The sequence below is a fragment of the Rhodococcus sp. NPDC057297 genome, assembly GCF_042667435.1.
GTDB lineage: Bacteria > Actinomycetota > Actinomycetes > Mycobacteriales > Mycobacteriaceae > Rhodococcoides.
In genome coordinates this window covers 748,257-770,620 of the sequence record NZ_JBHUZE010000002.1, presented here as the reverse complement: position 1 = coordinate 770,620, position 22,364 = coordinate 748,257, and the positions used below count along the sequence as shown (strand labels likewise).

General features: G+C 63.3%; 2 protein-coding genes. Both read right to left on the bottom strand.

From position 1 onward, the window contains the following. Positions 1 to 26: 26 nt before the first annotated feature. Entirely contained in the window at positions 27 to 8,114 is an 8,088-nt protein-coding gene (locus ACFULT_RS09375; RefSeq protein ID WP_378481297.1) for an amino acid adenylation domain-containing protein, read from the bottom strand. Between the two features lie 249 nt (positions 8,115 to 8,363). Next, the gene (locus tag ACFULT_RS09370; RefSeq protein WP_378481296.1) at positions 8,364 to 22,319 is read right to left on the bottom strand and encodes a non-ribosomal peptide synthase/polyketide synthase; all 13,956 of its coding nucleotides are present in this window, start codon (positions 22,317 to 22,319) and stop codon (positions 8,364 to 8,366) included. Positions 22,320 to 22,364 lie beyond the last annotated feature (45 nt).

The following is a 22,364-nucleotide window of genomic DNA, read 5'->3' as shown; positions in this document are numbered from 1 at the left end:
TTCGGTTCTCCCGCCGAACGCGGGTCTCACCTCACGCTTGCCAAATCTTCTATCGACTCGGCGGTCAGAATCCTGTTCACTGACAGTTGTCGCCCAAGCGCAGCGCTCAATACCTTCGACAGAACAACAGCATCGAGTGACCCCATTCCCAAGGCCGCCAAGTTGTCATGTGCTTCGGCATCGTCGCGGCCCAGCACGACGCGAATTACAGCCAGTGCCGTGTTCACTTTTCCGACAAGACCCCGTTCAGGTTGCGTCGACTCGGGCGGAAGCGCCTGCGCACTAACTGGCCACTGTCGGACGTCAAGAGGTTCGAGGGAACCGATTACCGAATCCAGCGCGGCGCTCGGATCCAGAGCGAAAGCGCACAGTGCGGTTTCGAGTGACCGCAACAACGCCTGCGCAGCCTCCATAGAAACAACCTCTCGCATGTACTCCAGTGAAGTGTGGAGCTGCTCGCCAGATGTGATTCGCAGGCAAACCGGATAGTGAGTCGATTCAGCAAAGTCCATCGCCTTCACAGCCAAACCATCGATTGACGCAGCTTGCTCTGCGATCCCGGACACATCGACCGGATAGGACTCGAAGACAGTCAGAGAATCGAACGCTGCGCCTGCGCCAACCCGTCGCTTAATGTCTGCAAGCCCGACATGGTGGTGTTCCAGCATTTCGACCTGCTCAGCCTGCAAACGTTGTAGGAACGTCGTAATGGTGTCCTCAGCCCGGAGGCGAACGCGGACGGGAATCGTGTTGATAAACAGACCTACCATCGATTCGACGCCATCGATTTCAGCTGGCCTACCGGAGACCGTGGCTCCGAACACCACGTCGGTCCGACCCAAGGTACGGGCGAGGAGCAAAGACCACGCGGCTTGAACCAAGGTATTCATCGTTATGTGCAACCGCGCTGCAACTTCTGTGAGTGCGCGGGTCGTGTCGACCCCCACGATCAAAGTGTCGCGATCAGCCCAGGCTGGAGCAGCGGTACGCTCATGACCAGCAAGCAACGTTGGAGTGCTTACCCCAGCCAGCGCGTTTGACCACGCTTCTGTTGACTCCGAAACATCCCGTGACCCGAGCCAGCCCAGATACCCTCGGTAAGGCCTTGGACGCGCAAGTAGTTCATCGTCGCCACGCAATGCGTACAACGCTAGTATTTCTTGCAACAGAATTGGCATCGACCACCCATCCAGAACGATGTGATGATCGGTGATTACCAGTCGAAAATCATCTGCCCCCAGTCGAACCAGTAAGAACCTGAGCAAAGGTCCCTTTGTCAGGTCGAACCGAGTCGCCCGATCGAGTTCGATTGCGTCTCGTAGTCGAACCTGTCTTTCGGATTCCGGAACCTCCGCCAGGTCAAGTTCGGTCCACCCGACAGCGTCTCCCGATCGAACGATCTGGACCGAAGAACCATCATTCGCTTGTACAAACGCCGTCCGGATGCTCGGGTGCCGTGCCACTGTCGCTCGAGCAGCCGTGTGCAACCTGAGAGGATCCAGGTCCCCACCGAGAGTAAGCACGATCTGCGGCATATACACGTCCGGCAAATCGCCTGCAGCAAGCGCGTGAAATTGGAGCCCTTCCTGAAGAGGCGTAAGAGGCCAAATATCCTCTACATCACCATATGCCGCTTCCCAAGCGTCGATGTCAGCCTGAGAAACCGACACCAGCGGCACGTCCGACGGCGTCAGGCCACCTGCCCCGTCCGTCTGCGCATACGTTGCAATCGCCTCGAGTGCAGCTACCCACAACTGCGAGATTTCTTCCGCCGTAGCGGGTTCGATCGCGCCCGAGGCATAGGAGAAGGACGCCTCGAGATGCTCCCCGTGTTGCGCATTGACCACCAAAGCATTTACGTCGATAAGTGCAACAGAAGCCAAATCATCGGCGGGAGCATTTATTTCACCGAAATCACGTGCTGGAACCCAACCAATGTTCGAGCCAGAGGGGATTTCACCTGACCCAGCACCGACACGACCGAGATAATTGAAGCTGACTTGGGGAGTGACACCGCGAAGAGGTCCAGTCGAGTCAGAACTCGAGTAGCGCAAGAGTCCGAAGCCAATACCTTTGTTCGGTACAGCTGCCATCTGCTCCTTGACAGACTTTAGCGCAACCCCGACGCCTGCGCCTGCACCGAATGCGTCGCCGAGGTCGACTCCGGTTAGATCGAGTGCAACAGGATAGACCGTCGTGAACCATCCAACAGTTCGCGCAAGATCTGCGCCAGGCACGACAGCTTCCTCGCGGCCGTGGCCCTCGAGATTGACAAGCGAAACGGGGACGTGTGTCCCGCGACGCCGACGGAATTCCACGACAGCCATTGCCAGAGCGGTCAGTAGAACGTCGTTCACACCGCCCCGGATCGAATCAGGCGCAGCGGTCAGCAAGATGCCCGTCGTTTTCGCCGGAATCGACACCGCAACCGATTTCATCGTCGATCGGGTATCCAACGCGGGATCGAAATGCCTGCTGCCCAGCGACGGATCCGGCGTATCAACCACTGAACGCCAGTGATCTAGCTCGGACCGCAATGAAACGGAGCGCGCCTCGCGCTTCAATGCGTGCGCCCACGTTCGCATCGAGGTCCCGACCGGCTGGAGTACAACGGGCGCTCCTGACGAGTACTGCGCCCATGCTGTAACGAAATCCGGAACCAATATTCGCCATGACACGCCGTCCACGAGCAGATGGTGAGCCACAACGACGATGCGTCCGGCGCGAGCCGGACCAAAGTCGATCCAGATGAACCGCAGTACCTCACCCGAAAGCGGATCCAACTCGCTCAGAACCTTGTCGAGCGCACTAGACCCTATCTCTATGACAACCGAGTCCGACGAATCGGCCGGACATTCCACTCGATACACAAGCCTGTCGATATCCACCGTGCCTGGTAGAGCAACTTCGACGGTACCCTCGGCCGGATCCAAGCGTGATCTCAACATGTCGTGGTGATCAACGACTGCGCCGATTGTCGTTCGCACTCCCGTTCGGTCAATCCCGACCGGTAATTCCAGGGTTACGGATTGAGTGAACCTGCCGTACTCAGATCCGCGCTCGAGCATTGCTTCGATGATCGGGGTGGTCGGCATTTTTCCGACGCCGCCCCCGATCAACTCCGGGAGCGTCGCGGCGCCCTCCTGACTTGACCACGAAGCTACCTCGGCCAATCGGCCCACGTTCTTGGCCTCGAAGACGTCGCGCGGGCGGAACATCAGTCCGCGGGCTTTTGCGCGAGAGACCAACTGGATCGACATGATACTGTCGCCGCCCATAGCGAAGAACGAGTCGTCGAGGCCGACTTGTTCGAGACCAAGAACCTCCTCGTACAACTCGGCAAGCGCCACCTCGGTCTCGGATTCAGGAGCTCGGTATGCCCGCGCCATAACCACACTCGGCTCTGGCAGCGCCCTCCTGTCGAGCTTCCCGCTGGAGTTCGCGGGCAACTGGGCCAGCACAACGAACCGTGAGGGGACCATGTATTCGGGTAGTACTCGCTCGAGCTGTTCGCGTGCTTGAGCCTCGTCGAACGAAAACCCGTCAGCGAGTACTACGTAACCGACTAACTGCCCAGCAAAAATCGAAGCGGCCGCCGCCGCGACGGACACGTTGGCGCGTAGAGCTGATTCGACCTCTCCAAGTTCGATGCGCAGCCCATTGACCTTGACTTGATCGTCGCTGCGTCCCATGTAGACCAACGACCCGTCCGCACGCCGACGGACCAGGTCACCTGTGCGGTAGAGCCTTGAGCCATGCGATTCAAATGGGTTCGCCACGAACCGCTCGGCCGTAAGGTCCGGGCGCGTTCCGTACCCACGGGCGAGTTGGTCTCCGCCGACGTACAGTTCACCCACGACCGAGACTGGCACCTCGTTCAATCCGCGGTCCAGTACATGAAGCTTCGCGCCGCGAACCGGTTCTCCTATCGGCACGACGGAAACATCGGCATCTCCACTGGCCGCATGGGTGATCTGGACGGTCGCCTCAGTAGGCCCGTAGACGTTGTGCACGTCGGCACCGCTCGCCGAACGAACCTCCGACGCGAGCTTTGCCCCGAGCTGCTCACCCCCGACCAGAATCGCTCTCAGACTCCGCATTTCGCCTTTACGAGCCACACCCGGCATGAGGGCGAGGACAGAGGGCACGAACTGCGCAATAGTGATCGATTCGGCGGCAATCAAATCTGCCATGTATCGAGGGTCTTTGTGCCCGTCCGGATCCGCGAGGACAAGTCGCGCACCAGTCCTGAGAGGCAAGAACAATTCCCATACCGATGCGTCGAATCCAGTCGAAGTCTTCTGCAGCACTGCGTCATTTCGGCCACTGTCGAATTCAGATGCAAGCCAATCCAACTGACTGATGATCGACCGATGCGATACCGAGACACCCTTCGGTCGGCCGGTCGAACCCGACGTGAAGATGGTGTACGCGCAGTTGTCGGGCCGCAGTAATGGCCGACGCACATCGCCGATCTCGATATCGTCAGCCAGTGCTTCGATCTGTCGCACCGGAATCTGCAGATTGGCGCCTACCTGGTCGAATTCTCCCTCATCGGCCAGGATCAGCACCGGCCGAGCGACCTCGAGGACGTATGCCGTACGGTCCTGCGGCCATCCCGGGTCAACCGGAACGTAAGAACCGCCTGCGCGCAAAATAGCGAGGACGCTGATGACCATTTCGAACGATCGGTTCGTGGTGATTGCGACCGCGGTTTCCGGCTCGACCCTTGCTTCGATCAGATGACGCGACGCGACCTGCACCCGTCGATCCAGCTCGCCGTAAGAAAGTGTGCGGGTCCGGAACGTGACGGCAGGAGCAGCCGGATCGCTACGAACGCACCGATCGAAGGCGTCGAGTAGTGAGTCGTCGGCGCTTACTACATCAGCGTCGGTGTCGTTCCACCGGACCAATGCGGCCTTTTCTTCGGGACTACGCAGATCGAGATCTCGTACCCTCTGCTCAGGATCGATGACTGCGGCTCGCATGACTGATAAGAAACGGCCGGCCAGCGACGCTGCGGTCGCCTCGTCGAAAAGGTCCTTGGCATACACGACCGTTCCATTGATCGATCCGTCTGAGGAAGGCGTCAGCGTCACTGCGATGTCGAACTTAGCCGGCGTTTCACCGTAGTCGATACCACTCACAGTAAGACCCGGCAGCTGCAGCGCTTGAGTCTCGAGGTTTTGCAGTGTGAGCATCACTTGGAAAAGTGGGGTATGCGCAGTGGAACGCGGCGGGTCCAGGACCTCCACCAGACGTTCGAACGGCAGGTCAGCGTTGGCGAAAGCTGCGAGTGCAGTTGCGCGAGAACCATTGATCACGTCGATGATAGTCGCTGCATCATTGACCTCGTTTCGAAGCACCAACGTGTTGACGAACATTCCGATGAGGTCGTCGAGTGCTTCCTCTCCGCGCCCCGCCACTGCAGTACCGACAGCGATATCAGACGAACCCGAGCTCTTGGCGAGTGAGATCGCTAGAGCCGCGTTCATGACCATGAACAGCGTCGCGTCACGGGATCCGGCAAGGACCCCAAGCGATGTCGCGAGCTCGGTGTCCACCACAAACGAGTGGACTGCGCCTGCACCGGATGCGTGCGCCGGCCGCGGTCTATCAGTGGGCAACTCCAACAGTTCGGGTAGCCCCTTCAGCTGTTTCAGCCAGTACGAAAGCTGTTGCGCAATAACCGATTTTTCATCCAGTTCACTTCCCAAAGTTTCGCGCTGCCAAATCGCGAAATCAGCATACTGGATTGCCAGCGGCGGTAAACCGTGGTCGACCCCTTCGCTGCGCGCCGCGTACGCCTGCATGAGATCGCGCGTCATCGGCGCTATGGAATAGCCGTCCAAGGCTATGTGGTGAGCAACGAACACGAGAATTGCATCGTCGAAGGCGGTTTCGAACAGGGTCGCTCGAAAGGGGGGTTCGACGGTTACATCGAATCCTTGCTCGACAAAGGCGGCAACGTACGCAGGAAGCTCGTCCTCTGGAGCTGACCGCACGTCCAAACCGACCCGAAGCTCGGACGAGGCCAAGATTTTTTGGAAACCTGCGCCGTCGTGCTCCGGATAAATCGTGCGGAGGACTTCGTGGCGATCGATCAAGTCTGTGACAGCCGCCGCCAGCGCGTCTCGATCCAGTTTACCAGTGAGGCGCATCGCGATTGGGATATTGTACGCCAGAGAAGATTCGTCGAAGCGATTGAGGAACCACATTCGCTGCTGTGCGTAGGACAATGGGATTCGCTCGGGCCGATCCCGCGCTGCCAACTCGATGCGCCCACCGACGTCCAGCCCCTCTGCCTTCGAGGCCAAACCACGCACGGTGGAGTCATTGAACACATCACGGACACCGAACTGTACTTGGAGCGCCGCTCCAATCCTCGCCGCGAGTCGGGTCGCTGACAGAGAATTTCCACCAAGTTCGAAGAAGTCGTCATCGACACCGACCTCGTCGACCCCAAGCACGTCGGTAAAAACCGACGCCACAGCGCGCTCGAAATCCGTTGCGGGAGCACGGTACGCGCGGCTCGCGAAAACCGGATCGGGCAGTGCATCACGATCGAGCTTTCCAGACGGGGTGAGTGGAACCGTATCGATCATCATGATCGACGACGGGATCATGTGTTTCGGAAGCACTTTGGCTACAAAGGACGACAGCTCGGGCATGGATATCTGCTTGCCTGCGACAGGTCGAACGTAGGAGACGAGGACCGTATCTCCGGTGGGTCCAACGACTCCGACGGTCACCGCAAACGACACTGCATCGTGAGCGGACAGCGCAGAATCTATCTCACCGAGTTCGATTCTGAATCCGCGAACCTTGACTTGAAAATCGTTACGGCCCCTGTACTCCAAACTTCCAGACGCCGTCCTACGCACTAAATCGCCGGTCCGGTACATACGCGATCCATCATCTGCATTCGGGTTTGCGACGAACCGACTGGCAGTCAAACCAGACTTCGATTCATAACCTCGCGCGAGGCCCGCGCCATCGAGATAGAGCTCACCGACAACACCCGCAGGAACAGGTCGCAAACGCCTGTCGAGGACGTGCGCTTTCGTTCCAGTCACCACGTCGCCGATCGACACAGCATCCCCAGGCACCAACGGCTCCGATATCGTGCTGACGACCGTCGTCTCCGTCGGTCCGTAAGCGTTGAAAAACGATCGCGACCCACCCCAAAGCTCCACCAGTTCAGGCGGGCAGGTTTCACCGCCGACCACCACAGTTGCAAGTGAGTCGAGGTCCGAGGGGTCGACCGAAGACAACGCAGCTGGCGTGATGAAAGCGTGAGTCACACCGCTGGATCGCAGAAAGCTACTCAGCTCACGCCCGCCGTAGATGTCCGTGGGCGCGACAACCATGGTCGATCCCGCGGCAACTGCCAGAAGGAGTTCGAGAACCGACGCGTCGAAACTCGGCGACGCGAAATGCAGAGTGCGAGCACTCGACGTGAGCCGGTACCGCTCCTTCTGGGCAGCAGCCAAGACAGCCAAACCCCGGTGAGTTACTACGACACCCTTCGGAATCCCTGAGGATCCCGATGTGTAGATCAGGTACGCCGCATTATCGCTACGAACGACGGCAACACGATCGGACACCGTTATCCGGTCGCCCGAAACAGAACTCATTCGTTCGACGAAGTCATGGTCGTCGATAACGGTCCAAGTGCATGAATCCGGAAGCTGATCGCGGTGAGCGGCAGTCGTGACGCCAATTCGCACGCCTGAGTCCGAGATCATGTGCTCGACACGGTCAGCAGGATAAGTCGGGTCGATAGGAACGAACGCGGCACCGGTCTTGGAAATAGCCCAAACCGACAGTACCGACTCTAGGGAACGAGTAAGACCGATCGCAACAACTGATTCCGGACCAACCCCGGAAGCGATCAACAACCTAGCAATCTGCGAGGACTGCCGATCCAGTTCTGCGTAGGACAGTTCGACCGCGCCCGCGGCGACGGCGATCTGCGATGGATTCAGCTCGACCGCTGCAGTCAGTAGCTGCGGCAGCAACGGTGCAGTGTTCCGCACCCGGCGGGGGCGACCGGGCCGGGGCTTACGTGAAGGGATGGTTTGGCCCGTGTCCGGAGATCGATTGTCGGTCATACGTTGCAACCCATGCAGTACACAATGTCCATCTTTCCTGACTGCACGTACACGTTGTGTCACGCCCTTCGATCGATGCTCGACCTGCGGCCGAGTCTCGCTATCAGCTTCAGCCCGCCTACAGGCCACGCACTTAGTTCGATGCATCGACCGCGATAGATTGCGAGCTTTTCGATACATCGAGTTCGGAGCAGTAGACGTTACCCGGCGGTAAGCGTTCCTTCACCTTTCACATGAATTTCGGACGCCCTAGCCGCGCCCGAAAGCTCGTTCGCCTGCAGTCACCCGAGCCTCTCCGATCGCACGTGCCGCGGGTTCGCCCTCGGTCGGTGCGTCGACGAGAACGACGAACTGGAGGTCCTCGGACTCTTCCTCGGACAGCTCCTCGACTCGATCCGCGGTGACGAACGCATGCGTGACCCAGTCGTCCAGGACCGCATCGCTCAGCGAGACGCCGGCCGCTGGTACCACCCACGCCGCGCCGACGAGAGCGGACGACAGCAGTGTGGACAGATGCCAGAGCCGTCCCGCAGCGACATCCGCGAGCACCCGGGACTCGAACGTCATCGACAGTCGTGCATCCGCGGCGAGCAACGACGCCACCAACTCACTCTGGGCGATCACGAACGGCTCGGTCGCTCGATCGTCGACCACGACGACAGCCGCGTCGTCGACGGCGAGCAGTCGGGTGCGCGCAGAGTACGCAATCGGACGACGCGATGCGGACTGCACGGCGTCGGACACCGCGAAATCGTCGAGCACAACGAGCTGCGCACCGTCACTCTTCTGAGAGTCGGAGGTGCCGATCACCCACGTCGCATCCGCGCTCGTGCCGAGTACCGAAGCGGGTGTGTCCGCCTCCGACACCACCACGGCGGCACCCGCGAACACGACCGCAAGCACGGTCACTACCCAGTCCACCGACATCGCGACGTCGACGACCACGCGATCACCGGGCCCGACACCGCGGTCGACCAGGACACGCGCCAGCGCGGACGACCGTCCTTCGATGTCGATGTAGGACATCTCGTCACCGTTGTCCACGACCGCGGGAGCCTCCGGATCGAGCTCGACCACGGATCCGATCACCTGCGGCAGCGACCGTTCGACGGCGACCGCCGTGGCGTCGTTCGCCCCAGCCGAGGTCGTCTGCGCGTCGGTTCGAGCCCTTTCTTCGTCGGACATGATCTCGATATCACCGACGATCACGAACGGATCCGACGCGACAGCGGTGAGGATGCGCGTCAGTCGGTCTGCGAACGACGCCGCAGTCTGCTCGTCGAACAGGTCGGTGGCGTACAGCAGCGAGCCGAACAGTCCGGCAGGTTCGCCGGCGTCGTCCATCCTGGACTCGACGGTGAACTGCAGGTCGAACTTCGCGCCGAGCTCGCCCGCCTCCAGGCCTTCCACCGAGAGTCCCGGCAGTTCCAACTTCACCCGTTCGAGGTTCTGGAACGACAGGGCAACCTGGAAGATCGGGTGGCGTGCCTGAGACCGTGCCGGCACCACGGCGTCGACGATCTCCTCGAACGGCAGGTCGGCGTTCCCGAATGCACCGAGGTCGACCGACCGCACGTCGTCGACCAAACCGGAGAACGTTCCACCGAAGTCGACTTGGGTGCGCAGCGCGAGGGTGTTGACGAACATGCCCACCAGATCGTCGAGTTCGGCGGCTCCGCGTCCCGCAACCGGGGTTCCGACGACGATGTCGCTGCTGCCGCTGAGACGGCCGAGCAGAACAGCCAGACCAGCGTGCACGATCATGAAGAGCGAGGTGCCACGATCACGCGCGAAGTCGATCAATCCTGCATGCGCTGCGCGATCGACATGGAACGGTGTCGAGTGCCCTCGCATCGACTGGGTCGGCGGACGCGGACGGTCGGTCGGTAGATCGACAGCCTCCGGAACTCCCGAGAGGGTCTGCTTCCAGTACTCGAGCTGTGTCGACGCCGGCGATCCCTCCACGGTCGTGTCGCCGAGCACCTGGCGTTGCCACAGCGCGAAATCCGCGTACTGCACGGGGAGCGCAGTCCACATCGGCGGAGTGCCCTGCGTCCGGGCCGAGTAGGCCACCATGACATCCCGGGCGAGCGGCGCAATCGAGGCGCCGTCGGCGGAGATGTGATGGACGACGAGAGCGAGCACGTGCTCGGTCGGGCTCAGCTGAACCAACCCCACACGAACCGGTACCGCCGACGCGACGTCGAATCCTCCGAGAACCAGCTGGGCGACTGCCTCGAACGCCCCTGCTTCACCGTCGACGACTGTGGGACGCAGGTCGAAGACGACCTCCTGCGGTGACAGGATCTTCTGCTCCGGGCCGTCGGCGTCCGACGGGTAGGTCGTACGCAGGGTTTCGTGACGAGCGACGACATCGGCGATCGCTGCGGCAAGCGCATCGTGGTCCAGCTCACCGGTCAACCGCACCGCGAGGGGGATGTTGTACGCGCTCGACTCCGGGTCGATGGTGCTCAGCACCCACATGCGCTGCTGCGCCAGCGACAGCGGCAGTCGCGCCGGACGCTCGGTCGCGACCAGAGGTGCCCGGCTACCCGTGCCGGCCAGACTCTCGACTGCGGCGGCGAAGGACTCGACCGTCGAGAAATCGAACAGTGTTCTGACTGGAATCGACGCATCGAGCGCCGCGCCGACACGGGACACGACCTGGGTAGCGATGAGCGAGTTGCCGCCGAGGTCGAAGAAGTTGTCGTCGAGACCGACCCGTTCGAGCCCCAGGACCTCGGTGAAGACACTGGCAACCGTGACCTGGGCCTCGGAAGTCGGTTCACGGAACTCCGACAGCTGGGGCGCCGGGTCCGGCAGCGCCTTGCGGTCGAGCTTGCCCGCTGAGCCGAGGGGGAACTCGTCGAGCACGACGAACGCCGCGGGCACCATGTACTCGGGCAACGACTCCGAGACGGTGCGCCGGATCGCGTCCACGTCGACGACTCGACCTGCTGCGGGAACGACATAGGCGACCAGCCGGTCACCACGGACCAGAACGACCGCCTGTCCAGCCGAATCCGATCGCAGCACAGAAGATTCGATCTCTCCGAGTTCGATGCGCAATCCGCGCAGTTTGACCTGGAAGTCCGACCGTCCGATGTACTCGATCTCGCCGGCGGAGTTCCACCGCACGAGGTCGCCGGTGCGGTAGAGCCGCGCGCCGTCGTCGCCGAACGGGTTCGCGACGAATCGGTCCGCGGTGAGATCGGGACGGGACGAGTATCCGCGTGCCAGTTGCACGCCACCGAGATACAACTCGCCGACTGCGCCGACGCCGACCGCGTTCAGTCGCGCGTCCAGAACGTACACCTGCGTGTTGTAGACCGGTCGACCGATCGGGACGGCGGCGATATCAGCTTCGGAGACCTCATGGAAGGTAACGTCGACAGCCGCTTCCGTCGGTCCGTACAGGTTCACCAATCGGGTGGACGGAAGAACCTCGGCGAGAGCACGCGCCGTCGACGTCGGCAAGGCTTCACCCGACGAGAACACGATCCGCAGAGACCTGTCCGACGCCGCAGACGGCTCGGCGGCGAACACCCCGAGCATCGACGGAACGAAGTGCGCCACACTCACCCGTTCCGCGGCGATCAGCTCTGCGACGTACTTCGGATCACGGTGCCCGTCCGGCCGTGCGATCACCAGTCGGGCGCCGATCTGCAACGGCCAGAACAGTTCCCACACGGACACGTCGAACGTCGTCGGCGTCTTCTGCACCACGGTGTCGTCCACCGTCAGCTCGTACTCGTCCTGCATCCACACCAGACGGTTGACGATCGAACGGTGCTCGACGACGACGCCCTTGGGCTTTCCGGTGGAACCGGAGGTGAACAGAACGTACGCGGGATCGCGAGGGGTGAGTGCTCCCGTGCGCTCGGCGTCGGTGAGGGGGCGGTCGGGGTGGACACTCGTGTCCAGATCGTCCAGCACCACCAGGTCGTCCAGAACCACCAGGTCGTCCAGCACGACCACGTCGTCGCCCGCGAGTTCTCCGCGATCACGCGTCGTCGTCAGGGTCAGCGCGGTGGCCGCGGTGTCGAGGATGTAGGAGATTCGGTCGTTCGGCTGCGACGGGTCGACCGGAACGTACGCGGCCCCTGCCTTCAGCACCGCGTAGATACCGACCATGAGCTCGATCGATCGGCCGACCGCTACTGCCACCGTTCCGCCCGGACCGACGCCTCGCTCGACGAGGTACCGCGCGAGGCGGTTCGCACGCGAGTCGAGTTCTCGGTATGAGACCGACTCGCCCTCGTAGGTCAACGCCACTGCATTCGGCGAGATCGACACGCGTGACTCGAACATCGAGACCAGCGTCGCCGACGGATCCAGATCGTGATCGGTCGAGTTCAGCTCCACCAGCAATCGGCTTCGCTCCGCGTCGTCGACGAGGTCGATATCACCGACGACGACCGAAGGATCAGCCGCGACCGCACCGAGCACCGTGACGAACTGCGCGGTGAGTAGTTCGATCGTCGACGCGTCGAACAAGTCGGTGGCGTAGACGATTTCGGCCTCACGGACCGGTGCGCCGTCGAGGCCTGCAGTGGGCTCCCCGACAGTCACTTGAAGGTCCATCTTGGCCACCGCAGCGTCGAAGTCGATCGACGACGCCTTCAGACCGGGTAGCGAAAACGAGGTGGATGCGAAGTTCTGGAACGTGAGCAGCACCTGAGTCAACGGATGTCGTCCACCGACACGCGGTGGATCGAGAACCTCGACGACACGCTCGAAGGGAACGTCCGCGTGCGCAAAGGCTGACAGGTCCGTTTCGCGGACGACCTTCAACAGGTCGACGAACGTCGAGGTTCCTGCCACCGGCGTTCGAAGCACGAGCGTGTTGACGAACATTCCGATCACGTCGTCGAGCTCGGCTTCACCGCGACCGGCGATCGGAGTGCCCACCACCACGTCGGATTCACCGGACACCCGCGACAACAACACGGCCAGCGCACCGTGCACCACCATGAACGGTGTCACGCCGGCACGGGTTGCCACGGAATCGATGGCTGCCACTGTCTCCGCGTCGATGGTGAAGCGGTGGGCGGCACCCCGCCCACTGGCCACGGCGGGACGGGAACGATCGACCGGTAGTGCCGGCTCGTCCGGAGCATCACGCAACCGTTCGAACCAGTACCGTTCCTGGGCAGCCATGGGTGACGTCGGATCGTCCGAGGACCCCAGCACTTCGCGCTGCCACAACGTGTAGTCCGCGTACTGCACCGGCAGGGGTGACCATCCCGGCTCGTCGCCTGCCGCGCGCGCCACGTAGGCCGTCACCACGTCTCGGATCAACGGCATCATCGAGAAGCCGTCGGCCGCAATGTGATAGGCAACGACGACCAGCACGTACTCGTCACTGCCGAGGTCCAGCAGTCGAATTCGAACCGGCACCGACCGGGTGACGTCGAATCCTTCGGACACGATCGTGGTGACCGCAGAGACCACGTCGGCCTCGGACACCTGCTCCACCCGGAAGTCCGGTCGAACAGCCGTGGCAGGAAGGACCACCTGGATTCCGGTTCCGGAAGATTCCGGGTACACCGTGCGCAGACTTTCGTGGCGAGCGACGACATCGTCGATCGCTGCACGCAACACATCGACGTCGAGTGCACCGCTCAATCGCACCGCCGCCGGAATGTTGTTCACCGCCGACTCGGGCTCCAGACGGTTCAGGAACCACATGCGCTGCTGCGCAGGCGACAGTGGAATGCGGTCCGGTCGCGGGCGGGGGGTCAGAGCGGGGCGGGCGCCGGAGCCCGACTCCACGCGTGCCGCAAGAGATTCGACCGAAGACGCATCGAAGACCATGCGCACCGGAACTCGACTGTCGAGGGCGACTCCGAGTCGGGACACGAGCTGAGTCGCAACGAGCGAGTTACCGCCCAATTCGAAGAAGTCGTCGTCGAGACCGACCCGTTCGAGACCGAGTACGTCCGCGAAGACGTCTGCGACGATCTCCTCGATCGGTGTGCGAGGTGCTCGGAACTGCGTGGCGTGGACCGCCGGGGCGGGGAGCGCCTTCCGGTCCAGCTTGCCGGAGGTGTTCAACGGGAACTCGTCGAGCGTGAGGATCGCACCGGGAATCATGTAGCGAGGCAGCGCCGCGGCAAGCGAATCGCGCAGTTCGTCGATGTCGAGGTCGGTGTCTTCGCCGGACGCAGGAACGACGTATCCGACGAGTTGGTCACCGGTGTTCGTCTGCACCACCGCAGCGGCGGACAAGCCCACCCGCGGGTGTGCAGCGAGCGCGGCCTCGATTTCACCCAACTCGATACGTTGCCCACGGAACTTGACCTGGAAATCGGTGCGACCGATGTACTCGAGCGTGCCGTCGGATTGCCACACCACGAGGTCGCCCGTCCGATACATCCGGCTGCTGGCCGAGGACGAGCGAGACACGAACGGATTGGCCACGAATCGATCGACCGTCAGGTCGACTCGACCGTGGTAGCCACGCGCGAGCTGGACGCCGGCAAGGTAGAGCTCGCCCGGAACTCCGACCGGGACCGGCCGGAGTCGTGAATCGAGCACGTAGACAGCGGAATTCCACTCGGGTCGCCCGATGGTGACAGCCGAGCCGATCGCGGTGTCGGTCACGTCCGCGTACGTGATCGACACGGCCGCCTCGGTGGGGCCGTACAGGTTGTGCACCCGCGCGTCCGAGACTCGCGCGAAGTCACGGACCGCTTCTCCGGGAAGAGCTTCACCGATGACGAAGATCTGCTGCACGGACCGAAGCGCCGCACGTCCTACCGCCGATGCGAACACCGACAGCATCGTGGGAACGAAGTCCGTGACCGTCACGTGTCGCTGCGAGATCACCTCGGCGAGGTAGCGGGGGTCGCGATGACCATCGGGGGTGGCGAGCACCAGTTGTGCTCCCACTCTCAGTGGAAGGAAGAATCCCCAGAGCGAGACGTCGAACGTCGTCGCGGTCTTCTGCAGATACACGTCCGACGCGTCGAGCGAGTACTCGGACTGCATCCATTCCATCTGGTTCACGATCGCGCGGTGACTCACTGCTACGCCCTTGGGACGGCCGGTGGACCCGGACGTGAAGATCACGTATGCGACGGACTCGGCAGACACCGGAGAAGGCGGCAGGACCACGTCCTTGCCGCCCCGGAACTCGGCCGGCGCGGCGTCCACGTCGATCACTCGGACGGCCCCGGGAGGTGTGAACAGGTCCCGACCGCGCACGAGGACGCAGACCGGTTGTGCGGCACCGAGTATGTAGTCGATTCGCTCCACCGGGTGGTCGGGGTCGATGGGGACGAAGCCTGCGCCCGCACGCAGCACCGCATACATTCCGACGACCAGGTCGATCGATCGGCGCACCGCGATGGCGACCAAGGCGTCGGGCCCCGCGCCTGCGTCCACCAGCACGCGCGCGAGTTCATCCACCCTCGTGGCGAATTCGCCGTACGTCAGAGATTCGTCCTCGTAGACCACCGCGACGGCGTTCGGTGTCTCGCGCGCAGCGTCGGCGAACCGGTCGAGCAGCATCGCATCGTCGACGGTTCGTCCGGTCTCGTTCCATCCGGCAACGAGCAGTTCCGCCTCGTCCGCAGCGACCAGATCGATATCGCCGACGGTCACCGTCGGCTCGTCGGTGACCTGCTCGAGAACGCGGAGGAATCGCCGTTCGAGCATCTCGACGGACGCCGGATCGAAAAGATCGGTTGCATAAGTGAATTCGACGGACCATCCACTGCCGTCGACAGGCTCGCTGACCGCGACCTGCAGATCGAACTTGGCGATCCCGGCGTCGAAGTCGACTGCCGACACGGACAGATTCGGCAACTCCAACGAGGATCGGCCGAGATTCTGGAAGAAGAGTGCTACCTGGAAGAGTGGGTGACGAGCCGCGGACCGAGCCGGGTCGAGTATCTCCACGAGGCGTTCGAACGGTATGTCGGCGTTCGCGAATGCAGCGAGATCCGTGCGGCGCACCGTGTCGAGAAGGTCCTCGAAGGATGCCGCGGCGTCCACGTCCGTCCTCAGGACGAGGGTGTTGACGAACATACCGATCATGTCGTCGAGCGCTGCGTCACCGCGGCCGGCGATGGGCGCACCGATGGCGATGTCCGACGTTGCCGACAGTCGAGCGAGCAGGACGGACAACGCAGCGTGCACCACCATGAACGGAGTGGCTCGGTACTCCTGCGCAATCCGTTCCACGGACGCGCGAAGCTCGCCGGAGACCTCGAACCGGTGGGTTCGACCACGATTGCTCGCCACGGCCGGACGGCGACGGTCGAACGGCAGATCCAACTGAGCGGGGAGCCCGGTGAGAGTGCTCTGCCAGTAGTCCTTCTGCGCGGAGATGATCGAATCGGGATCGTCCTCGGAGCCGAGCACTTCCCGCTGCCAGAGCGTGTAGTCGGCGTACTGGACGGCAAGAGGTTCCCAATCGTTGTCCAGCCCTGCCGCTCGTGCGGTGTAGGCCCGGACGACGTCTCGCGTCAGCGGACCGAGCGAGTACCCGTCCGCGGCGATGTGGTGGACGACGAACACCAGAACATGCTCGGTCGACGAGACCTCGAACAGGCTCGCCCGGAACGGCGCTCGCCCGGTGACGTCGAAACCTGCGAGAACGGTCTCCTCGATCGCTGCCGGAAGCTCGTCGGCGTCGATCGGGATGGGGGCGAGGTCGGGGATGACAGCGCGAGTCGGCACGACTTCCTGGCTGCCCACCCCGTCCACCTCTGGGTACACCGTCCGCAGAGATTCGTGGCGGGCCAGGACGTCGGCGACCGCGACGTGCAGTGCGTGTCTGTCCAGCAGACCGGACAACCGGATCGCGACCGGGATGTTGTTGACCGCCGACTCCGTGTCCAGTCGGTTGAGGAACCACATGCGCTGCTGCGCCAAGGACAGTGGCACACGATCGGGCCGCGGACGCGGGGCGAGAGGTACTCGTGCACCACCGCTTGCCTCGCTCTCGATCCGTGTCGCCAGGGCTGCGACGGTCGAGGTCTCGAACATCAGTCGAACTGGAACCGTCGTGTTCAGCGCAGCACCCAGCCGTGACACGACTCGTGTTGCGATCAACGAGTTTCCGCCGAGCGAGAAGAAGTCGTCGTCGACTCCTACACGTTCGGCCCCCAGCACCTCACCGAACACGCTCGCGACGATCTCCTCGACGGGAGTCGACGGCGCGCGGAATTCCGCCGCTTCCACCTGCGGTTCGGGTAGTGCTCCACGGTCCAGCTTTCCGGCGGAATTGACCGGGAACTCGTCGAGTTCGACGATCGCGGCCGGCACCATGTAGGACGGCAGTTCACGTCCCAGTGTCTCGCGCAGTTCGGCCGCGTCCACGCGGTCGCTCGCCGGTGACGCGACGTAGAGCGCTATCCGGTCGTTGCGCACGACGGCAACTGCATCCGCGACGCCGGGAACGGAACGGGCGACAGTGTCGATCTCGCCCAGTTCGATACGCAGTCCTCGCAGCTTCACCTGGAAATCGGTTCGGCCGATGTACTCGAGGTCGCCTTGGTGGTTCCAGCGCACGAGGTCGCCGGTGCGATACATCCTCCCGCCGCCGAACGGATCGGCGAGGAACCGGTCGGCCGTCAGATCGGGTCGACCGTAGTACCCGCGCGCGATCTGCCGTCCGGACAGATACAGCTCACCTGCGACACCTACCGGTACCGGATGAAGACTGCCGTCGAGTACGTACGCAGCCGTGTTCCACACCGGGGTGCCGATGGGTATGGATGCGTCAGCTGGAACCTCCGCGCCGGAGACCGAGCGGGCAGTCGCATGAACCGTGAATTCCGTTGGACCGTAGAGGTTGTGCACCGATGCATCGGTCACCTTCGACAGCGCGGTCACCGTCGAGGTCGGCAATGCCTCGCCGGCCAGTTGGATCAGGCGGAGAGCCGAGAGGTCGCGGCCGACCGACTCTCCCAGGAACGCACCGACCATCGACGGCACGAAGGACAGCGCGGTGATTCCCTCCGATTCGACCACGTCCACCAGATAGGCCGGATCGCGATGACCGTCCGGAATCGCGACGACGAGTCTCGCCCCGGATGCGAGCGGCACGAACAACTCCCACACCGAGACGTCGAAGGTGAACGGCGTCTTCTGAAGCACCGAGTCCTGACTGTCGATCCCGTATTCGGAAGCGAACCACGCTGTCTGGTTCGCTGCGGCCGAATGCGAGACGGCGACGCCCTTCGGCCTTCCGGTCGAACCGGAGGTGAACACGACGTAGGCGACGTTGTCGCCTCGGGGCGCTCGGCGATCGACGCCGGACAGCGGGGCGCCCGACAACTCGGACAGATCCAGTTCGTCGAGGCGAACGGTCTCGGCAACTCCACCGGCCACATCGGCTTCGGAGGTCGTCAGTACGACGGAGGCGCGCGAGGTCTCGAGAATGTACCGGTTTCGTTCGACCGGCTGGCTCGGGTCGATCGGTACGTACCCACCGCCGGCCTCGAGCGCCGCGTACACCGCGACCATCATGTCGAGCGAGCGTGGAATCGCAACCGCGACCAGTACTTCCGGACCGACACCCCGTCGGAGCAGGTACCGCGCGAGCCGAGCGACCCGGGAGGCGAACTCGGCGTACGTCAGCGACTCGTCACCGAACTGCAGTGCCCGCGCATGCGGAGACGCCTCCACTGTCCGGTGGAACCCGTCGAGCAGGGAGACGTCGGAGACGACGTGATCGGTTGCATTCCACTCGTGCAGCACCCGAGTCCGCTCGGACTCGTCGACGATGTCCACGGACGCCACCGGCACATCGGGCGCAGCAACGGCCGAGTCCAGCACGAGGAGGAACCGTCGCGCCATGTCCGCGACCGTTGCTTCGTCGAAGAGATCGGTGGCGTAGGTCAGATCGAGCGACCACCCGTCCCCCCGATCGGAGACGGTCACCTGCAGGTCCGTCTTCGCGACAGCGGTGTCGAACTCCACGCCCGACACCGTGAGACCGGGGAGCCGAAGATCGGTCGAACCGACGTTCTGGAACACCAGGAGGACCTGGAAGAGCGGATGACGGGCCTGCGACCGAGCCGGGTCCAGAACCTCGACGAGTCGCTCGAACGGTACGTCCGCGTGCGCGAACGCATCGAGATCGGTGTCTCTGACGGAAGTCAGCAACTCGGTGAAGCTTCGGCGGTCCTGGACGTCGGCTCGCAACACCAACGTGTTGACGAACATGCCGACCAACTCGTCGAGTACCTGCTCCCCTCGACCCGCGACCGGGGTCCCGACCACGATGTCCGACGTGCCCGACAGCTTCGCCAGCAATACCGAGAGTGCGGCGTGCACCACCATGAACGGGGTGGCGCCTCGGGCCGAGGCCAGTGTCTCGACCCTGCGCCGCATCTCGGCGTCGATGAAGGCCGAGTAGTTCGCGCCGCGGCCCGACGCCACAGCCGGTCGACGTCGGTCCGACGGCAGATCGAGTTGGACCGGAATATCGGCGAGTGCGCCGATCCAGAATCGTTCCTGCTCGGCGATGAGCGACGTCGGATCGTCGTCCGATCCGAGTACCTCTCGCTGCCACAGCGAGTAATCGGCGTACTGCACCTCGAGTGGCGCCCATTCCGGTGCCGCCCCTGCTGTGCGTGCCACGTATGCGGACACGATGTCCCGGGTGAGTGGAACCATCGAGAAACCGTCTGCTGCAATGTGATGCGCGACTACGACGAGTACGTGTTCGCTCGGCTCCAGTTCCAACAGTGTCAACCGGACGGGAACCTCGGACGTCACGTCGAAGCCTGCCGACACCAGCTCGACGACTCGGTCCAGAACGGTCTGCTCACTCACGACGACGGTCTCGAGCTCCGGCGTGCGGTCACCGATGTCCGCGACGACCTGACGACCGACGCCGTCGGTGTCGGGGTAGAGCGTTCGAAGCACCTCGTGGCGCTCGACCACGTCGTCGACTGCCGTGGTCAGCGCATCCTTGTCCAGCTCGCCGGACAACCGGATCGCGACGGGGATGTTGTCGACGGCCGACGTCGGGTCCAGTCGATTGAGAAACCACATGCGCTGCTGTGCCATCGACAAGGGGACGACGTCGGGACGTTCGCGTCGACTCAAGGGCACGGCCGTGGACGATGTTCCCGACGCCAGGGCGCTCTCCACCGAGGCGGCGAGTCCCGCGGCCGTGGGCGTGTCGAAGAAACCGCGGACGTCGACCTTGACCTTCGCGTCCGCGTTGACGCGAGCGACCGCGCGCGTCGCGCTCAGCGAGTTGCCGCCCAGCGCGAAGAAGTCGTCGTCGACGCCAACCCGGTCGACACCGAGAACGTCCTCGAACACGGCGACGATCGCGCGCTCGACGTCGTTTTCGGGGGCGCGGTACTCGGTCGCCAGGTCTGCGGAGCCGGGCACGGGAAGTGCCTTGCGATCGAGCTTTCCGCTGGCGTTGAGCGGAAACTCGTCGAGCGCGACGAACACGGCCGGCACCATGTAGTCCGGCAACGTGCCACGAATTCCGGCCGCCAACTGCTCGGAGTCCGCCGTACCCGTCGAGGTGACGACGTACGCCACCAACCTGTCGTCGACTCCGTTGTCGGACTCGTCGGAGACGACGACCACCACGGCCTGACGAACATCGTCCAGCGTGAGCAGCGCTGCCTCGATCTCGCCGAGCTCGATACGCAGACCACGAAGTTTGACCTGGAAGTCGGTGCGCCCCAGGTAATCCAACACCCCGTCGTTGTTCCACCGCACGAGGTCGCCGGTGCGGTACATCCGCTCGCCGGTCGAGGAGTTCACGTTCGCGACGAAGCGGTCGGCCGTCAGATCCGGGCGGCCAAGGTATCCACGCGCCAATTGCACGCCCGACAGATAGAGCTCACCCGGCACCCCGGGCGGCGTAGGGTTCAAGCCTTCGTCGAGTACGTGCAGTTCGGTGCGCGGCACCGCCGAACCGATCGGAACGGACACCGCGTCGGCACTGCCGGTCCGGTGGAAGGTCACGTCCACAGCGGCCTCGGTCGGGCCGTAGAGGTTGTGCAGTTCCGCGTCGAACAGCTCGTGGAACCGGCGAGCGGAGCTGGCCGGAAGTGCCTCACCGGACGCGAACACCTGCTTCAGTGCCGGCAGGCTGTTCCGCTCGTCCGAACCGTCGAACTGGCCGAGAAAGACCGTCAACATCGAGGGCACGAAGTGAGTGGTGGTCACCCCGTGCGCACGCATCGTATCGGCGATGTAGGCGGGGTCGCGATGACCGTCCGGCGCCGCGATCACCAACCTTGCCCCTGCTTGCAGCGGCCAGAAGAACTCCCACACCGATACGTCGAACGTGAACGGTGTCTTCTGCAGAACGACGTCGGCGTCCGACAACGGGTAGGCCGCCTGTCGCCAATCGAGGTTCGCCACGATTGCGTCGTGCGAGACGGCGACACCTTTGGGTCGTCCCGTGGAGCCGGAGGTGAAGATGACGTAGGCGGTGTTGCTCGGACGTGCCGGACCGGACGGCCGCTCGTCGTCGGTCAACGGATCGGACGAGTAGTCGTCGAGCGGCTCGGTGTCCACCGACAGAACCGGGACACCGTCCGGCAGCGCCACGTGCTCCCCCGACGTGGTGAGCACGAGCAGCGGTTCGGCGATGCCGACGACGTAGGCGATTCTCTCCGCAGGGTGACCCGGATCGATGGGGACGTAGGCGCCGCCCGCCTCGACGATCGCGTACATCGCCACCAGAAGGTCCACGGAGCGGGAGATGGACAGGCCGACTCGGACATCGGGGCCGACCCCCAGTTCGACGAGTCGACGAGCCAAGCGATCGACATGAGAAGAGAACTCGCCGTACGTCAGTGTCCGGCCGTCGAACTCGAGGGCAACGGCGTCCGGAGTGCGGTCTGCTCGCTCGCGGAAACGAGTGGCCAGGGTGACGTGTTCCCCTGGACCCGTCTCCGAGGCGTCCGCGCCGAGAACCGAACGCACGTCGCCCACGATCGCGGCGACGACGGACTCCAGACCACCTTCGGCCGACTCGACGGCTCCCGGAGCGAGCGTCGACAGCGCCAGCGGAACGAGGGCGTCGGCGCCGAGAACCCCGCCCATGGCAGCGTCCAGGTTCGTCAGCTCGAGTTGGACGGCACCGTAGGACACGACATTGCCGCCGATGTCGACGGTCCGCTCAGGCTCGGCCGCGACGACACGGTCGACGAGCCCAGGTAGATCTTCGATCGCCGTCGAGTGCGAACCGGATCCACCAGACACCATCTACTTCTCCTCTTGATCACGACACGCGTCGAATACCCGGTCGAT